The sequence below is a fragment of the Prevotella aurantiaca genome (assembly GCF_015262605.1).
GTDB lineage: Bacteria > Bacteroidota > Bacteroidia > Bacteroidales > Bacteroidaceae > Prevotella > Prevotella aurantiaca.
This window is the reverse complement of record NZ_JABZSJ010000055.1, coordinates 1-16,234: the sequence shown is the minus strand read 5'-3', so window position 1 is coordinate 16,234 and position 16,234 is coordinate 1. Positions and strand designations below refer to the sequence as shown.

10 protein-coding genes are annotated in these 16,234 nt (G+C 39.9%); 5 read left to right on the top strand and 5 right to left on the bottom strand.

Annotated elements, in window-relative coordinates; genetic code table 11:
• Positions 1-108: 108 nt before the first annotated feature.
• On the bottom strand, positions 109-1,044 hold the full coding sequence (locus HXN26_RS09055; protein ID WP_273160794.1) for a 4-hydroxy-3-methylbut-2-enyl diphosphate reductase: 936 nt from the start codon (positions 1,042-1,044) through the stop codon (positions 109-111).
• Entirely contained in the window at positions 1,031-6,670 is a 5,640-nt protein-coding gene (locus HXN26_RS09050; RefSeq protein ID WP_273160793.1) for an alpha-2-macroglobulin family protein, read from the bottom strand. The genes HXN26_RS09055 and HXN26_RS09050 overlap by 14 nt, the downstream gene beginning before the upstream one ends.
• A gap of 331 nt (positions 6,671-7,001) precedes the next feature.
• Between HXN26_RS09050 and HXN26_RS09045 the strand changes: the two genes are divergently transcribed.
• Positions 7,002-7,445 carry a hypothetical protein gene (locus tag HXN26_RS09045; RefSeq protein WP_273160792.1) on the top strand — a complete coding sequence of 148 codons (444 nt, stop codon included), beginning with the start codon at positions 7,002-7,004 and terminating at the stop codon, positions 7,443-7,445.
• A 359-nt stretch (positions 7,446-7,804) separates the two neighbouring features.
• On the opposite strand, the gene HXN26_RS09040 is transcribed toward HXN26_RS09045, so the two are convergent.
• Together HXN26_RS09040 and HXN26_RS09035 are read right to left on the bottom strand one after the other, a co-directional pair.
• Entirely contained in the window at positions 7,805-8,422 is a 618-nt protein-coding gene (locus HXN26_RS09040; RefSeq protein WP_273160790.1) for a radical SAM protein, read from the bottom strand.
• Positions 8,410-9,117: a carboxypeptidase-like regulatory domain-containing protein gene (locus HXN26_RS09035; protein WP_273160788.1), complete on the bottom strand. Its 708-nt coding sequence runs from the start codon at positions 9,115-9,117 to the stop codon at positions 8,410-8,412. The genes HXN26_RS09040 and HXN26_RS09035 overlap by 13 nt, the downstream gene beginning before the upstream one ends.
• A gap of 206 nt (positions 9,118-9,323) precedes the next feature.
• Here HXN26_RS09035 and clpB point away from each other — a divergent pair, with 206 nt between their 5' ends.
• Together clpB and HXN26_RS09025 are read left to right on the top strand one after the other, a co-directional pair.
• Positions 9,324-11,912 (top strand): ATP-dependent chaperone ClpB, encoded by a 2,589-nt coding sequence (gene clpB, locus HXN26_RS09030; RefSeq protein WP_273160787.1) that lies wholly within the window; start codon positions 9,324-9,326, stop codon positions 11,910-11,912.
• Positions 11,913-12,230: 318 nt separating this feature from the next.
• The gene (locus HXN26_RS09025; RefSeq protein ID WP_273160785.1) at positions 12,231-12,737 is read left to right on the top strand and encodes a zinc ribbon domain-containing protein; all 507 of its coding nucleotides are present in this window, start codon (positions 12,231-12,233) and stop codon (positions 12,735-12,737) included.
• Between the two features lie 32 nt (positions 12,738-12,769).
• On the opposite strand, the gene tsaA is transcribed toward HXN26_RS09025, so the two are convergent.
• Complete coding sequence (gene tsaA / locus HXN26_RS09020; protein ID WP_273160783.1) at positions 12,770-13,450, bottom strand: tRNA (N6-threonylcarbamoyladenosine(37)-N6)-methyltransferase TrmO; 681 nt, start codon at positions 13,448-13,450, stop codon at positions 12,770-12,772.
• A gap of 174 nt (positions 13,451-13,624) precedes the next feature.
• Between tsaA and HXN26_RS09015 the strand changes: the two genes are divergently transcribed.
• Positions 13,625-15,613 carry an OPT family oligopeptide transporter gene (locus tag HXN26_RS09015; protein ID WP_273160781.1) on the top strand — a complete coding sequence of 663 codons (1,989 nt, stop codon included), beginning with the start codon at positions 13,625-13,627 and terminating at the stop codon, positions 15,611-15,613.
• 19 nt (positions 15,614-15,632) lie between these two features.
• Complete coding sequence (locus HXN26_RS09010) at positions 15,633-16,172, top strand: hypothetical protein (protein ID WP_025001336.1); 540 nt, start codon at positions 15,633-15,635, stop codon at positions 16,170-16,172.
• Positions 16,173-16,234 lie beyond the last annotated feature (62 nt).

Here is a 16,234-nt window from a genome sequence, read left to right as displayed (position 1 = left end):
AGACAAGGTAAAGGAAGAATAAAAAGAGGATGTATCAATTTTGACACACCCTCATGAAGTCTTCTTTTAAAGTACAAAAAAGGAGTGATATATTAAATGGTTTAAGCTCTAAGCATTAGCTGTTCTACGAAGTATCTCATCGCGACACTCTTCCATTAGCCATTTAGGAGTACTGGTTGCGCCACAAATACCTACAGTTTGTACATTCTTAAACCATTCCATATCTATTTCATCAGCACTTTCTACTTGATGTGAGTTGGGATTTACACTTAAGCATTCGTGAAACAGAACTTTTCCGTTAGAACTTTTGCGTCCTGCAACAAATAGAATGAGGTCGTGTTTTGCAGCAAACAACGAAATGTTTGGCATGCGATTAGCTACTTGTCGACAAATAGTATCGAAACTACGGAACTGAGCACTTACGGAAATATGTCCTTGAATGTATTCAATGATGCGATGGAATTCATTCAAACTCTTTGTTGTTTGAGAATAAAGATATATATCACGATTAAAATCAAGTTGATGCACATCTTCGAACTTCTCTATCACAATTGCATTACTATGTGTTTGTCCCACCAAACCCAATACTTCGGCATGGCCTAATTTGCCAAAAATTACGATTTGCGATGCAGAAGCTTTCTTCTTATCTTTTAATTCTGCTTTCAAATCAACCTTCTCAAGTTTGTCTACTATCGTATTACCATTCTTTTCGTATTGGTTTTTTATGCGACGCTGCAATGCCAACACAACAGGACATGTGGCATCAATAATTTCTATGTTATTCTTTCGTGCCAATTCATAGGTCTCAGGAGGTTCTCCATGAGCTCGAAGCAATACAGTTGCATCGTGAAGTTCACGCAACTGGTCATGATTAATGGTTATCAGCCCACGTTTTGCAAGCCTTTCCACCTCCATACTATTATGTACTATATCGCCAAGGCAATACAACTGCCTTCCTTTTTCTAATTCCTCTTCGGCTTTTTTAATGGCTGTCGTAACACCAAAGCAGAAGCCGCTGCCTTCATCTATTTCAATTTGAAGCATTGTTGCTATTCACTTTTACTTTAATTGCTCCTTCGCGACCGGTGTATTCAGGCGCATAAGCGCATTGTGCGGTGCACGTTCCCGACAGATAAACGCCCTCACGGTCTACAAAATACTCTGTTTCCACAACGTGAGTTCCCTTTGCCATCATATCGAAATAATAGTTTGTGCAGTAATCTTTTGGTGCTATGTAGTAGCCACCATATTGATATCCGCTAATTTGCGATACGGGTTCAAGACACGCAGGACGTTTATCGGAAACCTGAACAAAGTCATAATCGCGATCTGCTACAATGGTTATGCGCACCACAACCTTATCGCCAGCCTTTGCCTGAACAAAATCTTTAGGATTGCCATAGATGTTTCGCACGAACAATTCACGCTTTATGGTAAGTCCTGCATTACTTGCTTTTATCTCAGTAATAGGTTGGAAGAATTGCGCATAAACAGCTCCCCAGCTTGTTCCGCTGCTTGTTTTCTCTACGGTAAACGTGTTTGCAACTTGCTTGCCTTCGCTTTCGTTACGTGAATTAACTGCCACTGGCTGTGTTACTTTCACATATCCCAAGCCTGCAGTAGCCTTTGGAAGTTCCATAACCTTTCCGTCAAGTTTCAAAACACTCGCTTCGCCATTGTCCATCGTCCACTGTCCGTTGTTCATAAATGCCCAAATAGCATTTACAGAGTTTACTGGCGTATCCCAAGCCTGCGTGCGTTTCGACTGCAAAAGCCAACGTTGCAAGTCTTCAATCGTTTGTTTGTCGGTCGGAGCAATCGTCTTAAATGATTCTATCGCAGCTACTTGCGTTGGTATTTTATAGTCGAACCAACTATAATAAGCTTTCTTTGTATCGAAATATCTGCCCATTTCTTCCTTGTAAACAGTATATTCCTTGATGCTTTGCAGATATTCTTTTGCTTTCTGAACTTGCTTATACTGCTGCAAGATAACCGCTGTGTTTGCTTTGCCATATATTGTTAAATCGACAGGTTTCTTTGATAACAGGTCGATAAGGTAGGTTATATCAGCTGTTGTTTTGCGTTTTGCCAATGCATTGCTGTACAAATAGTCGCAAAGCGCATCAGATGGGCAGATGTTCTTATATCCTTTGCGTTGCAGACGCTTCATCTCTACAACACGTTCAGCCACTTCTTTGTCTAAGAAAGCAAATGCAAAACGTAGCATATCTTCGGTTTTCTCATCTTTTTCGCCCATCAACACGTTCAAGCGGGTCAGGGTTTTCACCACTTCAATCGTCATGTAGAAGCTACCCGGCATATTCTCCCACCAAGAGAAAGAACCATCAGGATTTTGCAATTGACTTAGTGCTTCGATGGTAGACGACAGGTTGTATTTTATCTGATTGTCGTCGAAGAAACGCACAAGCATTTGTTTCTGTTCGCTTTCGTTCTTTGCTTCCATTACCCAAGGCGTTTCTTTAAGGGCAAACTCCTTTAGGTCTTGGTTCTTTTCCAACGCCGACATCATCGAAGTCTCGCTTCCTTGTTCGCTTCTCCAGCTTTCAATGGTCTGTCGTATCTTAGGCGACGTCTTCAAAATCTTACTTGCCAAGCTGTTGGCATAGTAGGCTGACACCAAGCTAATGGCGTTATGCTCGTTCGCATCAGCCACAAACGGCAAGGCTTGTACCATCAACCAGTTTGGATTATTGGTATATTCAACCGTCAATCGCTGGTCTGTGGTGTTTGCTGGGAACAGTTTTGTAAGGTCAATGCTCTTCTCTCCCGCCTTGTTTTGCGTAAACGGATAGGTATTAACCACGTATTCGCGATTTGGAAGCACTGCCAAATATTGCTGTTCTCCGTCCGAATAGTCGTCGCCACTGGCTATAATGCGCACGATAAGCATACTTTGGTCGGCAATAGAGAGTTTGTTTGTGCCTTCTTCCGACAGCAAACTTGCCAACGAGAACGTTGCCGTTGTTGTTCCGTTCGCCTCTAAAGCGTAGTCCTTGCTATCAGTGTAGAGCACCTTTTCGGTTTCAGCATCGAGTATTTCCATAGTTGCCTTGCCATTGACAGCCTTGTCTGACGAATTTAAAATACGTGTCGATAGCATTGCTTCGTCGCCCATACGAACAAAGCGAGGCATATTGGGCTGTACCATTACCGTCTTTTTGGCAACCACTTCGTCGGTTAGCATACCATAATTTATATCCTTGTCGTGTGCAAGACCGATAAAACGCCAAGTGGTAAGGCTCTCTGGCAGCGTGAATTTAATGCTTACATTGCCGTTGGCATCGGTGTTCAGACGTGGATAAAAGAATGCTGTCTCATTCAGATTTTCGCGCAACTGTACATTATTAGTACCTCTTTTTACAACAATAGAATCAGAGTCGGCAACTGCATAGTCTACATCAGCCTCCTCACGAACATCGCTATCCTCTTTTATAACGGGTGCAGTGAACTTAACAGTTCCCCTTTCAGCCTTTATCCCAGGAGCCTTTCCTTGTAGCACTTCATTTAGTTTCATAGGCTCCATCTTTGCAAATTCCTTTGTTGCCGCTGTGAAACGGGTTCCTCGAATAAATACTTGATTATAACTAAAGTCATTCACGAAGCGTGCATCGAATCTTGCAAGAGATAATGAAGATTCAGTTAACGACTTGTAGTTTGCTACTTTATAGAAGCTTAAAGTTGGGAAATTGAAGCTACTCCACTCTATATAGGCTGGAAGATTATTAGTGTATGAAGAAGAAAAGTCCCACGAGTGCTCTGCAATTTGGTCAAGACTCTTGTCGTAAAGCGTTGCCATGAGCTGCGCCTTTGCTGGTTTTCCATCGGGATAGCATACATTAAGTGTCCATTCTTCCTTCTGTCCAGGTAGCAAAAGGTTACGGAAGGTAGTCCATTTCACGTTCAGATGTCTGTCGGGCATAGGGCGTCCGATGTTCTCATTATGCGTGTACAGATTGCCATTCTTTACCCATGCAAGATTCAAAACAATGCCATCGCCATACGCTTCCTTATATGTTAGCTTCCAAGTGGTAAGACTATTGCTTTGATTAATAGCCCCGCTGTCGATCACTTTATCACCAGAGAAGATGGAATAAACAATGTGTTGGTCGGCATCGGTGGCTCCAAACTGCACATAAACAGGCTTTCCATCACTTGGGAACTCGTTTCCGCTTATATAGAACCAATCGTGTGTCTCCACCACAGGACGCTTGTCGTCCATTGAGAACACAACAAATTCTTGCTCTAATGTATCGTTTTCGCAAATAGCTTGCAACAAATATCGACCTGACTGCAACGGTTTCAGGTCTACAACCTTATTGGCTTCTACTGTTGTATACTTGCTAAACGATGGAGTTTTATCCTTATAAGATGCTATAGCATAGCGCACGTTTCCGTCAATAGCCATACCTGCAGCATTCAAATAAGAGAACTTAATCTGGCGTAAACTATCTTTCAGCACTTTGTCGGGCATATCGCTTGTTAGCATTGCGGGCTTTGTACCTAATGGTAGCGATGTACTTGCAGAGCGGGTCTCGCCTGCAAGGTCGGTAACATCGGCATCTACATCGAAGCTGTAAAACCTTGCTGACTGCCAATTGCTATGTCTTCCAGATTTCTTACTATTCTTTTCGTCAGGGAATATAAAGGGTAATGTGATTTCGAAGTCGCCCTTTTCGTCGGTTACGGCTTTACCTTCGTAAACCAAATCCTCGTTTTCTGTATCATACCAACACCATAATGCGGCACGACGATTGACAGTGTACAGAACATTTGCACCTTGAACAGGCATACCTGAATAAGTTTTTGCATGCCCTTTCAGTTTTATGGTATCGCCAATAGCGTATTTTTCTTTATATTCGTCTACATCTACCGTGAATGTAGGACGCTTATATTCTTCTACTTTAAAGTTCACAAAGCCACTTCTATCACTATTTGCATAGATAGCGAAGTCGCCTGTAAGTAAGTTTTTAGGTAGTTCGAAATCAGCAGAAGCAGTGCCAAACTCATCTGTAACAACCTCTTTTGAAGTTATATCTTCATCGTTTGCGTCTCTTAATATTATACTTACACTTTTATTTGCAAGCGCTTTACTCTTCAAAGTCTTATTATCTTGACTATAAACAACGACCGAAGCATGCACAGTTTGTCCAGGACGATAAATTTCTCTATCGGTAAATAGGTCGTAAATCTCTTCATACGGAGTTGTAACCTCATATTCATAGTTTGTTCTAAGACTAGAGCTAGGGCATGCTTTGTCGGTATTTGTAGACACATACACCTCGTCTGGAACACCTTTGGAATAACTGTAGTAAGCTTCTCCGTGTGCATTGGTCTCAACAAATTTTACAGTGGCTGGCTTGCCGTAGGGACCTTCTATTGTTAGTTTTATCTTTGCATTCGGCACAGGTTGTCCTGTTGTTGAATTAACCACGACATATCGTACCTTAGAATTTGGCTGTTTTTCTGCAATTAGATATAGGTTGGTAACATAATACAGCTCATATTGTGGAGCCAATCGCTTGTTTGATGAGGTCAGTTCCAACAAATAAACACCCTCCTCTAAGCTTGGAAGTTGTAGTGAGTCCTCAATTTCCTCGTAAGGAGCATACGATGGATAATTACGCTTGACAATTTTCGTGGTAGCAGGCTGTAGTTTTGCTTTTATCTTTGCTAAATCTGGGTGATAGATAGGGGCTAATTTGTTATCGCCCGTCAGTGTTGTGCGTGTTATTTTCAACGTCAAGTCGTTGATATTCCTTACTTTAATGTTTTCTATAGTCTGTTCTTTATGAGGTATACCTACATTATTTTCAGTCCACATCTTAAACATTGGCGCAGTGAGGCGTTCATGTTCGTTGCGCAGATAGTTTAATTCTTCCCATGTTCCCCAACGTTTCACGGCATCGTCTATATATTCGATGCGCTGCTTTGCACTAATATCCTCAGCATTAACCAAATACCTATACTTCGCTACAGCCACACTCCCACATACAGGTAAATCGCCGTAACGCGCTATAAGCGAGTCTAAGGCTGCCTTGTCGTTAGTGTCTTTCACATTCAGATAAGCACTGTAACACGCTGCTTCGCGGTTGCCGACAGACGTATAATATTTATCCGCCTTATTATATTGTCCAGATTCGAACGCAATAACGTGTAGAAGGTCGTTCTTAAATATGGCATCGTTCTTTCCACCTTTTATCAATGGGGCATATTTACTATATTGTACGTCTGCCAACAAGGCTGGATTAGCCATTGCTTTATCGAAATAAGTGGTGCTCGAATTATCTTCTGCATCGTCACTATCGAAGAGTTTGCCTAATGCACAGCAGTAAACGGCGTGCAGTATCTTGTCGGTTTTCTCTGTTTTATCACAGAGCTCCTTCAGGCGAGCCTTTTCCGTATCAACCGAATCGGGCGAGATTTGTGTCTGCAAACTTGAGGTTAGCAACTCAGCTGCCAACAAGTTACCGTACGATTTCTCTCTTTGCGCCTTGCCAACAATCTTCTTTAAAACAGTCAATTGTGTCTTGGGCAAGTCTTTTCCCCGTGCTACGTCTACTTGTTTCCACAATTCGCCATAGCTCTGTGCAGACAGATTGAATGACACCACAAATAATAATATAAGTACAGTTAATAGTTTTCTCATAACCTTCTCTATTTTAGAAATAACTAAAAATATTTGCGAGCACTTGTTTTAGATAATTAGAAATCTGGCTATTCATGCCCCTACTCTCTCTATAATGCCCATTATATCGCTCCTTTCTCCATACGTAGGAACGCCATTTATGAAATTCCTATCAACAAAGAGCAAATCCTTAAATGGTACAAAGATACGTCTTTTATATCATAAACAATTAAAGAAGCTGTACTTTTTATTTAATTGAACGATATTTTTAATAGTTTTTCTATATCTTTGTAGACAGAAATAATTTACCCAATACGGCAATTTTTCCATGCCAAACAAACACTTTCGAAAAATGACACTCACAAATATTGCCCTCATTTTGCTTACAGTACTCTGCATTATATGGCTGGCAAAGCAAACAAAAGTAGCATTTAGCAAACCACAGAAATACGTTGAGCCTTTGCCATATAAAGCTTTAAGTCTGGACGAAGTTAAGGATTTCTACTCCAATGGAGAACTTTTGTGCCGTGCTGGCTACCTATATTACCATTTAGATGTAGCTAATGCAGTAAAAGAAGATAAGGCAGGACTATTTGTTGGCTATGCGAAAGTAGCTCCACAGCATGCTGGGCGCATCTGCATTTACGACCTCCAACACACCGAAAGAGGATATATTGAAAACCAAACCGACCTATACCATAATCTTTCTGTCCGCAAACAGACTGCTGTATATGGCTTTTTGCTGCGCAACAAGGCAAATGAATATTATGGAGAAGTATGTATTAAAGTGAGATAGAAAAAGAACAATAACTGATAATAATTATGTAAAGATTTTATACAAACATCTATCTTACATAACATTCTCGTTTACAACACATTACAACACCTATTGTTTTACGCTCCAATAGTGCCTGTTTTGCGCGGTAAAAGAGCCTGTTTTGCATTGCAAAACAACCGCTATTACAACGTAATACAATATATATTGATTTTCGCTTGTACTTTTCTTTACAAATTAAAATGATTTTATGATTAAATGATTTGTGCAATTAAAGAATGTTTCTAGTTATATTTCGTAATATTTAATAACTATTTTAGCGAGTAGTAAGAGAAGATTATTCATACAAGCTCATCGACTTCTAAGTTTGTATTTTATACCTATTTTACGATATACTCAAATATATCGAAGCGATAAAAGCCCATTCTTTCTAATTGTTTTCTGCTTTTTTCTTGTGTTGTATCAGTATTGTAATAAGGTATTAGCGGCAAACGGACTATTGTTTTATCTGTATATCTATTTTCAGCAAGCCACTTTAAGTTGCTCACAACCATATTATTGTTTTGCATAGTGTAGGCTTTATAGATTGGTTCGTCCATATCTTTTACATCAACAACAAACTCATTGACAAGCGGTGCAACTATTTTCAGCTGCTCTAAAGGTACATTCAACGATGTTTCCAATACAATATTCCACTCAGGATTCATTATTTTTGCAAACTCAACAATGAATTTACTACGCAACAAAGGCTCGCCTCCGCCAAAGCAAATGCCTCCACCTGTTGCCATAAAATAAAGGTCGTCTATCTCCACCTCGCTGTAAAGCTCGCTCGGCGTAATGGTTCTCAACACACCATCGGGCGAGAAACATTGCGGATTCAGACAATACTTGCAATGCAACGGACAGCCGTGAAAAGCCACAAGAGTAGTTACGCCCTCGCCATCAGTAGTCAGTCGGTGGCGATTAATGCCGATTATGGGTGCCTTTACTTCTTGCATTTCTTCTTGTGCGACTTGTATTTAGGTGTCGTTCGGTTGTAAACATCGTCGCCATTGCGTGTTACGACTACGCCTGACAGTACATCTTCGCCCAATAAAACTTGTTCGTCAGGTTCTAAAACAATGGTTCTGTTCTTCCTATCCAACAAGTCTTTTGCCTTGACAACCTTGCTTTTCAAGCCGATATAGGATATTTCCAAGCTCGCATCTTGGGGGACTTTTACAGCAAAATTACCATCTAAGTCAGTTACAAGCCCCTTCTTCGTTCCCAAAACTATTATCGAAGCTCCTATCAGTGGTTCTTTGTCTTCGTTGGAAATCAAGCAACCACGCACCACAATCGCATCTCCTGCTCCGTCTGAAAGGTCTTTCACGGCAACGCTATCTAAGGCATTAACCTGCGGAACGGAAGTTTTCAGGCTGTCTTTATTTATGTTCTGTGCCTCAACTTGCGCAGGAACAACCATTGCGCACAAGCCTGCCGCAATGCCACCAACCTTTATAGCGAAGCCATTGCGTCCCTTTCGTTTGAGTTCGTCCTCTAAATAACGTACTTCAGCCTCGCATTGGGGACACGTTCCCTTACATTCTCCTTCGTAATGACACTCATTTGGAGAGTAACTGATACCATTTACATCGGCTATCTTTTGTCGAATAGCTTTCAAAACCTTACAAGTTGATTTTCCTTTATTCATAAATATAATGCCATTAAAAGCTTTGTGATTAAACAGGAAGGTAACTTCCTTTCGATTGTAAAGCTACAAATAATATTTCAAAAGCCCAAAGAAAGAATATAAAAAGCGACAAAATGTCAGAATTTTAACTATTTTGTCAGTTTTGAATACTTGGGAATAGAGTTTGATTATTACAAAACAGAATAATTAAATAAAAGGAACGAACTATGACATTAGACAAATTTACAATTAAAGCACAAGAGGCTATCCAAACCGCAGTAGGTTTGGCGAGTCGTAATGGGCAACAAGTAATTGAGCCATTACACATTCTTGAAGGTGTAATGGAGAAGGGAAAAGATGTAGTAAACTATCTTTTCAATAAGTTAGGCATCAATCTTCAGATTGTAGAAAATGCCGTTCAAAGCGAGATTACTCGCTTGCCAAAGGTTTCAGGAGGCGAACCTTATCTTTCTCCTGATGCAAATAAAGTGATGCAAACTACAATGGACGAATCGCAAAAAATGGGCGATGAGTTTGTAAGCATAGAACCTTTGTTGCTCGCCCTCTTAGCAGTGAATTCCACAGCAAGCCGTATTTTGAAGGATGCTGGTTGTACAGAAGAAACCATGAGGGCTGCTATCAAAGACCTTAGACAAGGTTCAAAAGTGCAAACGGAAAGCGGTGACGACAACTATCAAGCACTATCAAAGTACGCACGTAACTTAGTGGAAGATGCACGAGCTGGTAAACTTGACCCAGTAATAGGCCGAGACGATGAAATACGCCGTGTATTGCAAATTCTTTCACGAAGAACAAAGAACAATCCAATACTTATTGGTGAGCCAGGTACTGGTAAAACCGCCATTGTAGAGGGGTTAGCAGGACGTATTGTCCGTGGCGACGTACCCGAAAACTTAAAAGATAAGCAACTATACTCGCTTGATATGGGTGCGTTAGTAGCAGGAGCAAAGTATAAAGGCGAATTTGAGGAACGACTGAAAGGTGTTATTAAGGAGGTAACAAATGCTGAAGGCAATATCATTCTTTTCATTGACGAAATCCATACGCTCGTCGGAGCTGGTGGCGGAGAGGGAGCAATGGACGCTGCCAACATACTGAAACCTGCTCTTGCACGAGGAGAATTGCGTGCTATTGGTGCAACAACACTCAACGAATACCAAAAGTACTTCGAGAAAGATAAAGCACTTGAACGTCGTTTCCAAACTGTTATGGTGGAAGAACCTGATGAATTGGACGCTATTTCAATACTTAGAGGTTTGAAAGAACGTTACGAAAACCACCATAAGGTGCGCATTCAAGACGATGCTTGTATCGCTGCCGTACAACTTTCGGAGCGCTATATATCTGATAGATTCCTTCCTGACAAAGCAATAGACCTGATGGACGAAGCCGCAGCAAAGCTTCGTATGGAGCGAGACTCTGTTCCTGAGGAGTTAGATGAGATTACTCGCCGTCTGAAACAGCTTGAAATAGAACGCGAAGCCATTAAACGTGAAAACGATACCGATAAGATTGCTTTGTTAGATAAGGAGATTGCTGAACTGAAAGAGCAGGAAACAAGTTTTAAAGCAAAATGGGAAAGCGAGAAAAACTTAGTGAACAAGATTCAACAAGACAAGGAGGAGATTGAACATTTAAAGTTTGAAGCAGACAGAGCAGAGCGCGAAGGCAATTACGAACGTGTTGCAGAGATACGCTATTCTCGCTTAAAAGCATTGGAAGATGACATTAAGAGCATACAGCAACAATTACAGTCTACGCAAGGTAGCGAGGCAATGATTAGAGAGGAGGTAACATCTGAGGATATTGCAGAAGTGGTAAGTCGATGGACAGGTATTCCTGTTACTAGAATGTTACAAAGCGAACGTGATAAGTTACTCCATCTTGAAGAAGAATTGCACAAGCGTGTCATCGGACAAAACGAGGCTATTGCTGCAGTAGCAAATGCTGTGCGACGCTCTCGTGCTGGTTTGCAAGATCCCAAAAAGCCTATAGCTTCTTTCATCTTCCTTGGTACAACGGGTACTGGTAAGACTGAATTAGCAAAGGCATTGGCTGAATATTTGTTCAACGATGAAACGATGATGACACGCATTGATATGAGTGAATATCAAGAAAAGTTCAGTGTTTCTCGTCTTATCGGTGCACCTCCAGGATACGTAGGATACGATGAAGGAGGACAACTTACTGAGGCTGTTCGACGTAAACCATACTCTGTTGTACTCTTCGATGAGATAGAAAAGGCGCATCCAGACGTATTCAACATTTTGTTACAAGTGCTTGACGATGGACATCTAACAGATAATAAAGGGCGTGTGGTGAACTTTAAGAACACCATTATCATTATGACATCGAACCTTGGATCGCAATATATCCAGCAAGAGTTTGCAAATCTCACAGAAGGAAACAGAGAAGAGGTTATCGAAAACGCACGCGACATCGTGATGGAAATGCTGAAACAGAACATTCGTCCAGAGTTCTTAAACCGTATCGACGAAACGATTATGTTCCTTCCACTCACGAAAAGCGAAATTTCTGAGATTGTAACCTTACAGCTCGAACGCGTAAAGACGATGCTCGAACCACAAGGATTCAATTTGAAATGGACAGAAAGTGCTATCAATTATCTTGCTGAAGTGGGCTATGACCCTGAGTTTGGCGCACGACCTGTCAAGAGAGCTATTCAGCGTTATGTGCTAAACGATCTCAGTAAGGCTATACTTGCCGAGACTGTTAGTAGAGAAAAACCTGTCATTATTGACGATTTCGGTGATGGATTAGTATTCCATAACTAATAAAAAAGGATTAGGAGTTAGAGGGGATATACTTCCTGTCTAACTCCTTTTTCCAATTTTTCAAATTCAATTCGCACTCCCTTATTAAACACACGTTAGTATCTTATCAAGAGAGTGAATAAGAAACATATAATAGTCTTCCTCTATTTAATCTTTAAAAACTGCCATTTTATTTTGATTAATGTACGAATTAACGTACCTTTGCGATTGTTTTCATATTGATAAATGAGCAAGACTGAACAAATTAAGGCAATGCCATAACAAGAAAACGTACTTTTTAGAAGAACAAAAAAGAACAGATAAAAGAATAAAAGCAATATGAGATGTAAGAATTGCAACACAGAAGTAAACAAGAACGAGCAGCAATGCCCTAATTGCGGTGCACCTTTACATAACAAGAATAACAAACCTACCATTGGTCGTGGGTTGGTTATATTCATCATTATAGGTACCATCATGTTGGTTGGCTATGGCTTTTTCTATTATTTCAACCATAAAAACGACCCAAAATATACGCTTACATCAATAGAGCCAGATTCTAACTTAGCAGAAAAGAACGCTATCAAACTTGATACTATTGCACAAGATGCACTTTCAAAAGACTCGTTAGCCGAAGAAGAAGCAAAGCAAGCAGAGAAGGTTTTAAATAGTATTCGAGGAAAAAGAAGCAAGCGTAGTAGTTCGAGCGAAAAGAAAAAGTCGAGTGAAGAAACTGTTCCAGTAACCGTTCCATCTAATCCAGACGGCAGCAATGTGGCTCCTTCCATTACATCTATTGCTCCAACGGTATCGAAACCACGCGTAGAAAAAATTGAAGTAAGATGATATAAGAACTACGCAAAAAAGCAAATAGAATTTTAAGAAACTATTTCAACAACTATACAGCGTCTGTTTTCCACCCGAAAACGGACGTCTTTGTTTGCAAATATCATTCCGTAAACACGATTAGCATCTTTCTGATAATGTGGACGTGGGTCTTGCTGAAGAACTTTCGATAAGGCTTTCACCTCTTCTTCATCGAAGAAATTATCTATATTATCAGGAAAATCTACTTCCAATGGGTGCCAATTATTATTATCGGTAAAGCCGCTACGGACTTTAGTATGTGCATCTACGTATGGTAAATAAGGCTTAACATCATAGATAGGCGTACCATCCATTAAGTCAGCACCCGATACTTCTATAACTCCTTTACCAATAGATACTATTCGCACAGACGATAAACCTAATCCATTAGGACGAAAAGGAGAACGAGAAGCAAAGACCCCTACTCTTTTGTTTCCACCTAAACGTGGGGGACGCACAGTAAGATTATCTCCGTCTTTCCATGTTCTATTAACAAGTTCATTCGCAGAAAATCCCCATATTAGCCATATATAATCAAATCCTTCCAAACCGCGTAAAGCATCTTCGTTACTAAATTTCGATTCAAACACAATACTTCCACGTAGTTCATCAACCAATCCACTTTGTCGTGGAATACCGAACTTCGTTTTAAAAGGGGAACGAAAATAAGCGATAGGTTCTATTTCTTTCATACGGCAAACTTACATAAAAAACACAAAAACAAAGAAACAACGCAGCATTTATTGCGATTTTATTGACATTCAATGCAACTTTTCCCATTTTTTATTTATCTTTGCGATTGTGTAAAACTAAGTTTGCGAAATTGCAAAATAACTTTACCTTGAGATTAACATATAACTAAGGATATGGAAAATAAAGAAAAACAAAACATTGAACTTCCTGAGAACGCCTTCCGTGAACTGAAAGAAGGTGAGGAATATCAACCTGTGATGAGCCCGAACAAGGTTTATCCAGAAGTAAGCACATGGTCTGTAACTTGGGGTTTGGTTATGGTGGTACTGTTTTCTGCAGCTGCTGCCTATTTAGGACTCAAAGTTGGACAAGTATTTGAAGCAGCAATTCCTATTGCCATCATTGCTATTGGTATGTCATCAGCAACTAAACGCAAGAATGCTTTGGGTGAAAATGTAATCATTCAGAGTATTGGAGCATGTTCTGGTGCTGTTGTTGCTGGTGGTATTTTTGTTATGCCAGCAATCTATATGCTTAATTTGCAAGCAAGTTTCTTCCAAATATTCATTGCAGCTGCCTTAGGAGGTATTTTGGGAATCCTTTTCTTAATACCATTCCGTAAGTATTTCGTTAAAGAACAGCATGGTAAATACCCGTTCCCAGAAGCTACTGCAACAACACAAGTACTTGTAAGTGGTGAAAAAGGTGGCAGTCAAGCAAAGCCATTATTACTTGCTGGACTTATTGGAGGTTTTTATGATTTCTGCGTAGCAACGTTCGGTTGGTGGAACGAAACCGTTACAAGTCGTATGGTTAGCTTTGGTGAAACCATTGCTGATAAGGCAAAACTTGTATTCAAAATTAATACTGGTGCAGCTGTTTTAGGCTTAGGCTACATCATTGGTCTAAAATATGCTTTCATTATTTGTATGGGGTCACTCACAGTATGGTGGTTGATTGTTCCAGGAATGGCACTTATATTTCCTGATACTATTATGAATCAATGGGATCCAAGTATTGTAACCACAATAGGAAGTATGTCTGCGGAAGAGATTTTTAAGAACTACGCTCGTTCTATTGGTATTGGTGGTATCGCAATGTCAGGTATTATTGGTATTGTAAAGTCATGGGGCATTATTAAAAGTGCTGTAGGTTTGGCCGCAAGAGAAATGAAAGGTAAAGGCGGAAGCCAAGAAGAAGTAATCAGAACACAACGCGATATTTCGTTTAAGATTATTGCATTTGGCAGTATTATCACTTTAGTGATTATCTTCTTATTCTTCTACTTTGGCGTAATGGAATTCAACTTGTTACATGCCATTGTTGGTATTTTGCTTGTTGCAGTAATAGCTTTCCTCTTTACAACAGTTGCAGCTAATGCTATTGCCATTGTAGGTTCTAATCCAGTATCAGGTATGACACTGATGACACTTATTTTTGCTTCAGTAGTAATGGTAGCAGTCGGACTAAGAGGTAATTCTGGTATGTTGGCAGCATTGCTGATGGGTGGTGTTGTATGTACAGCTTTATCAATGGCTGGTTCTTTCATTACTGACTTAAAGATAGGTTATTGGCTTGGTACTACACCGAAGAAACAGGAAACTTGGAAGTTCCTTGGAACTATAGTATCGGCAGCAACTGTAGCAGGAGTAATGATAGTTTTGGATAAAACTTATGGTTTCGATTCTGGACAGTTGGCAGCACCACAAGCAAACGCAATGGCAGCTGTTATTAAACCATTGATGAGCGGACAGGGCGCACCTTGGATTCTTTATGGTATAGGTGCAGCTTTGGCCTTAATATTAGATCGTTGCAAGGTACCTGCATTGGCATTCTCACTTGGTATGTTCATTCCTATTCAGCTGAACATTCCTTTAATCATTGGCGGTGCTGTGAATTGGTATGTTACAACACGTTCTAAAGATGAGCAAATCAATAAACTACGTGGCGATAAAGGTACACTTATAGCATCAGGCTTTATTGCAGGTGGTGCACTTATGGGTGTTGTTTCTGCTTTACTTAAGTTCTTTGGTGTTGAATTTGACCATACAGAATGGTGGCAGAACCATCTTTCTGAACTTCTTGCACTCGTAGCTTACATTGCTCTGATACTCTATTTTATCTCGGCAACAAAAGTTTCTAACAAGGATAAAGAAGCATAAATATTAATTGAGATAACCAATGTATCAACGCCCCTTTCTAATTATTGCGTTCTGCATACTGCTCACTTCTTGTAGTATAGGCGGTATATTCACAGACTATAATAAGTTAAGCAAACAGGAGAAAGAAAACGTGGTAACCTACGCAGGCAATATTTCAGATATACGAGATTACACAAAAATCTATAAAATAACTGTGGAACAAGTGAAACAATACATTAGCGAAAAGAAAAATGTAGTTGTATACGATTATGTTCCTTTTTGTAGATCTGAAAATTGCGTATCTCCTAAAATACTTATAAATGAGGCCAAATCAAAGGGATATGACGCTTTGATTATAACAAATACATATCTTGATGCTTTCATAGCTGTCGGAAATGATTTTCCGTTACTGGTGATAGACAACTCCAAATACAATACAAAACTTCGAGGAAAGTACACCGACCTCTTCTATCAAGATTTATTAGGAGTTTCTTTAAAGTCAATAAACTACGCCTCTTACAATCTCTTTAAAGAAGGGAAATATACAAGAAGCTATAAAAACAGTAAAGATATTCAGTAAACAACATAAAAAGAGGGTGTGTCAAAATTGATACATCCTCTTTTTATTCTTCCTTTACCTTG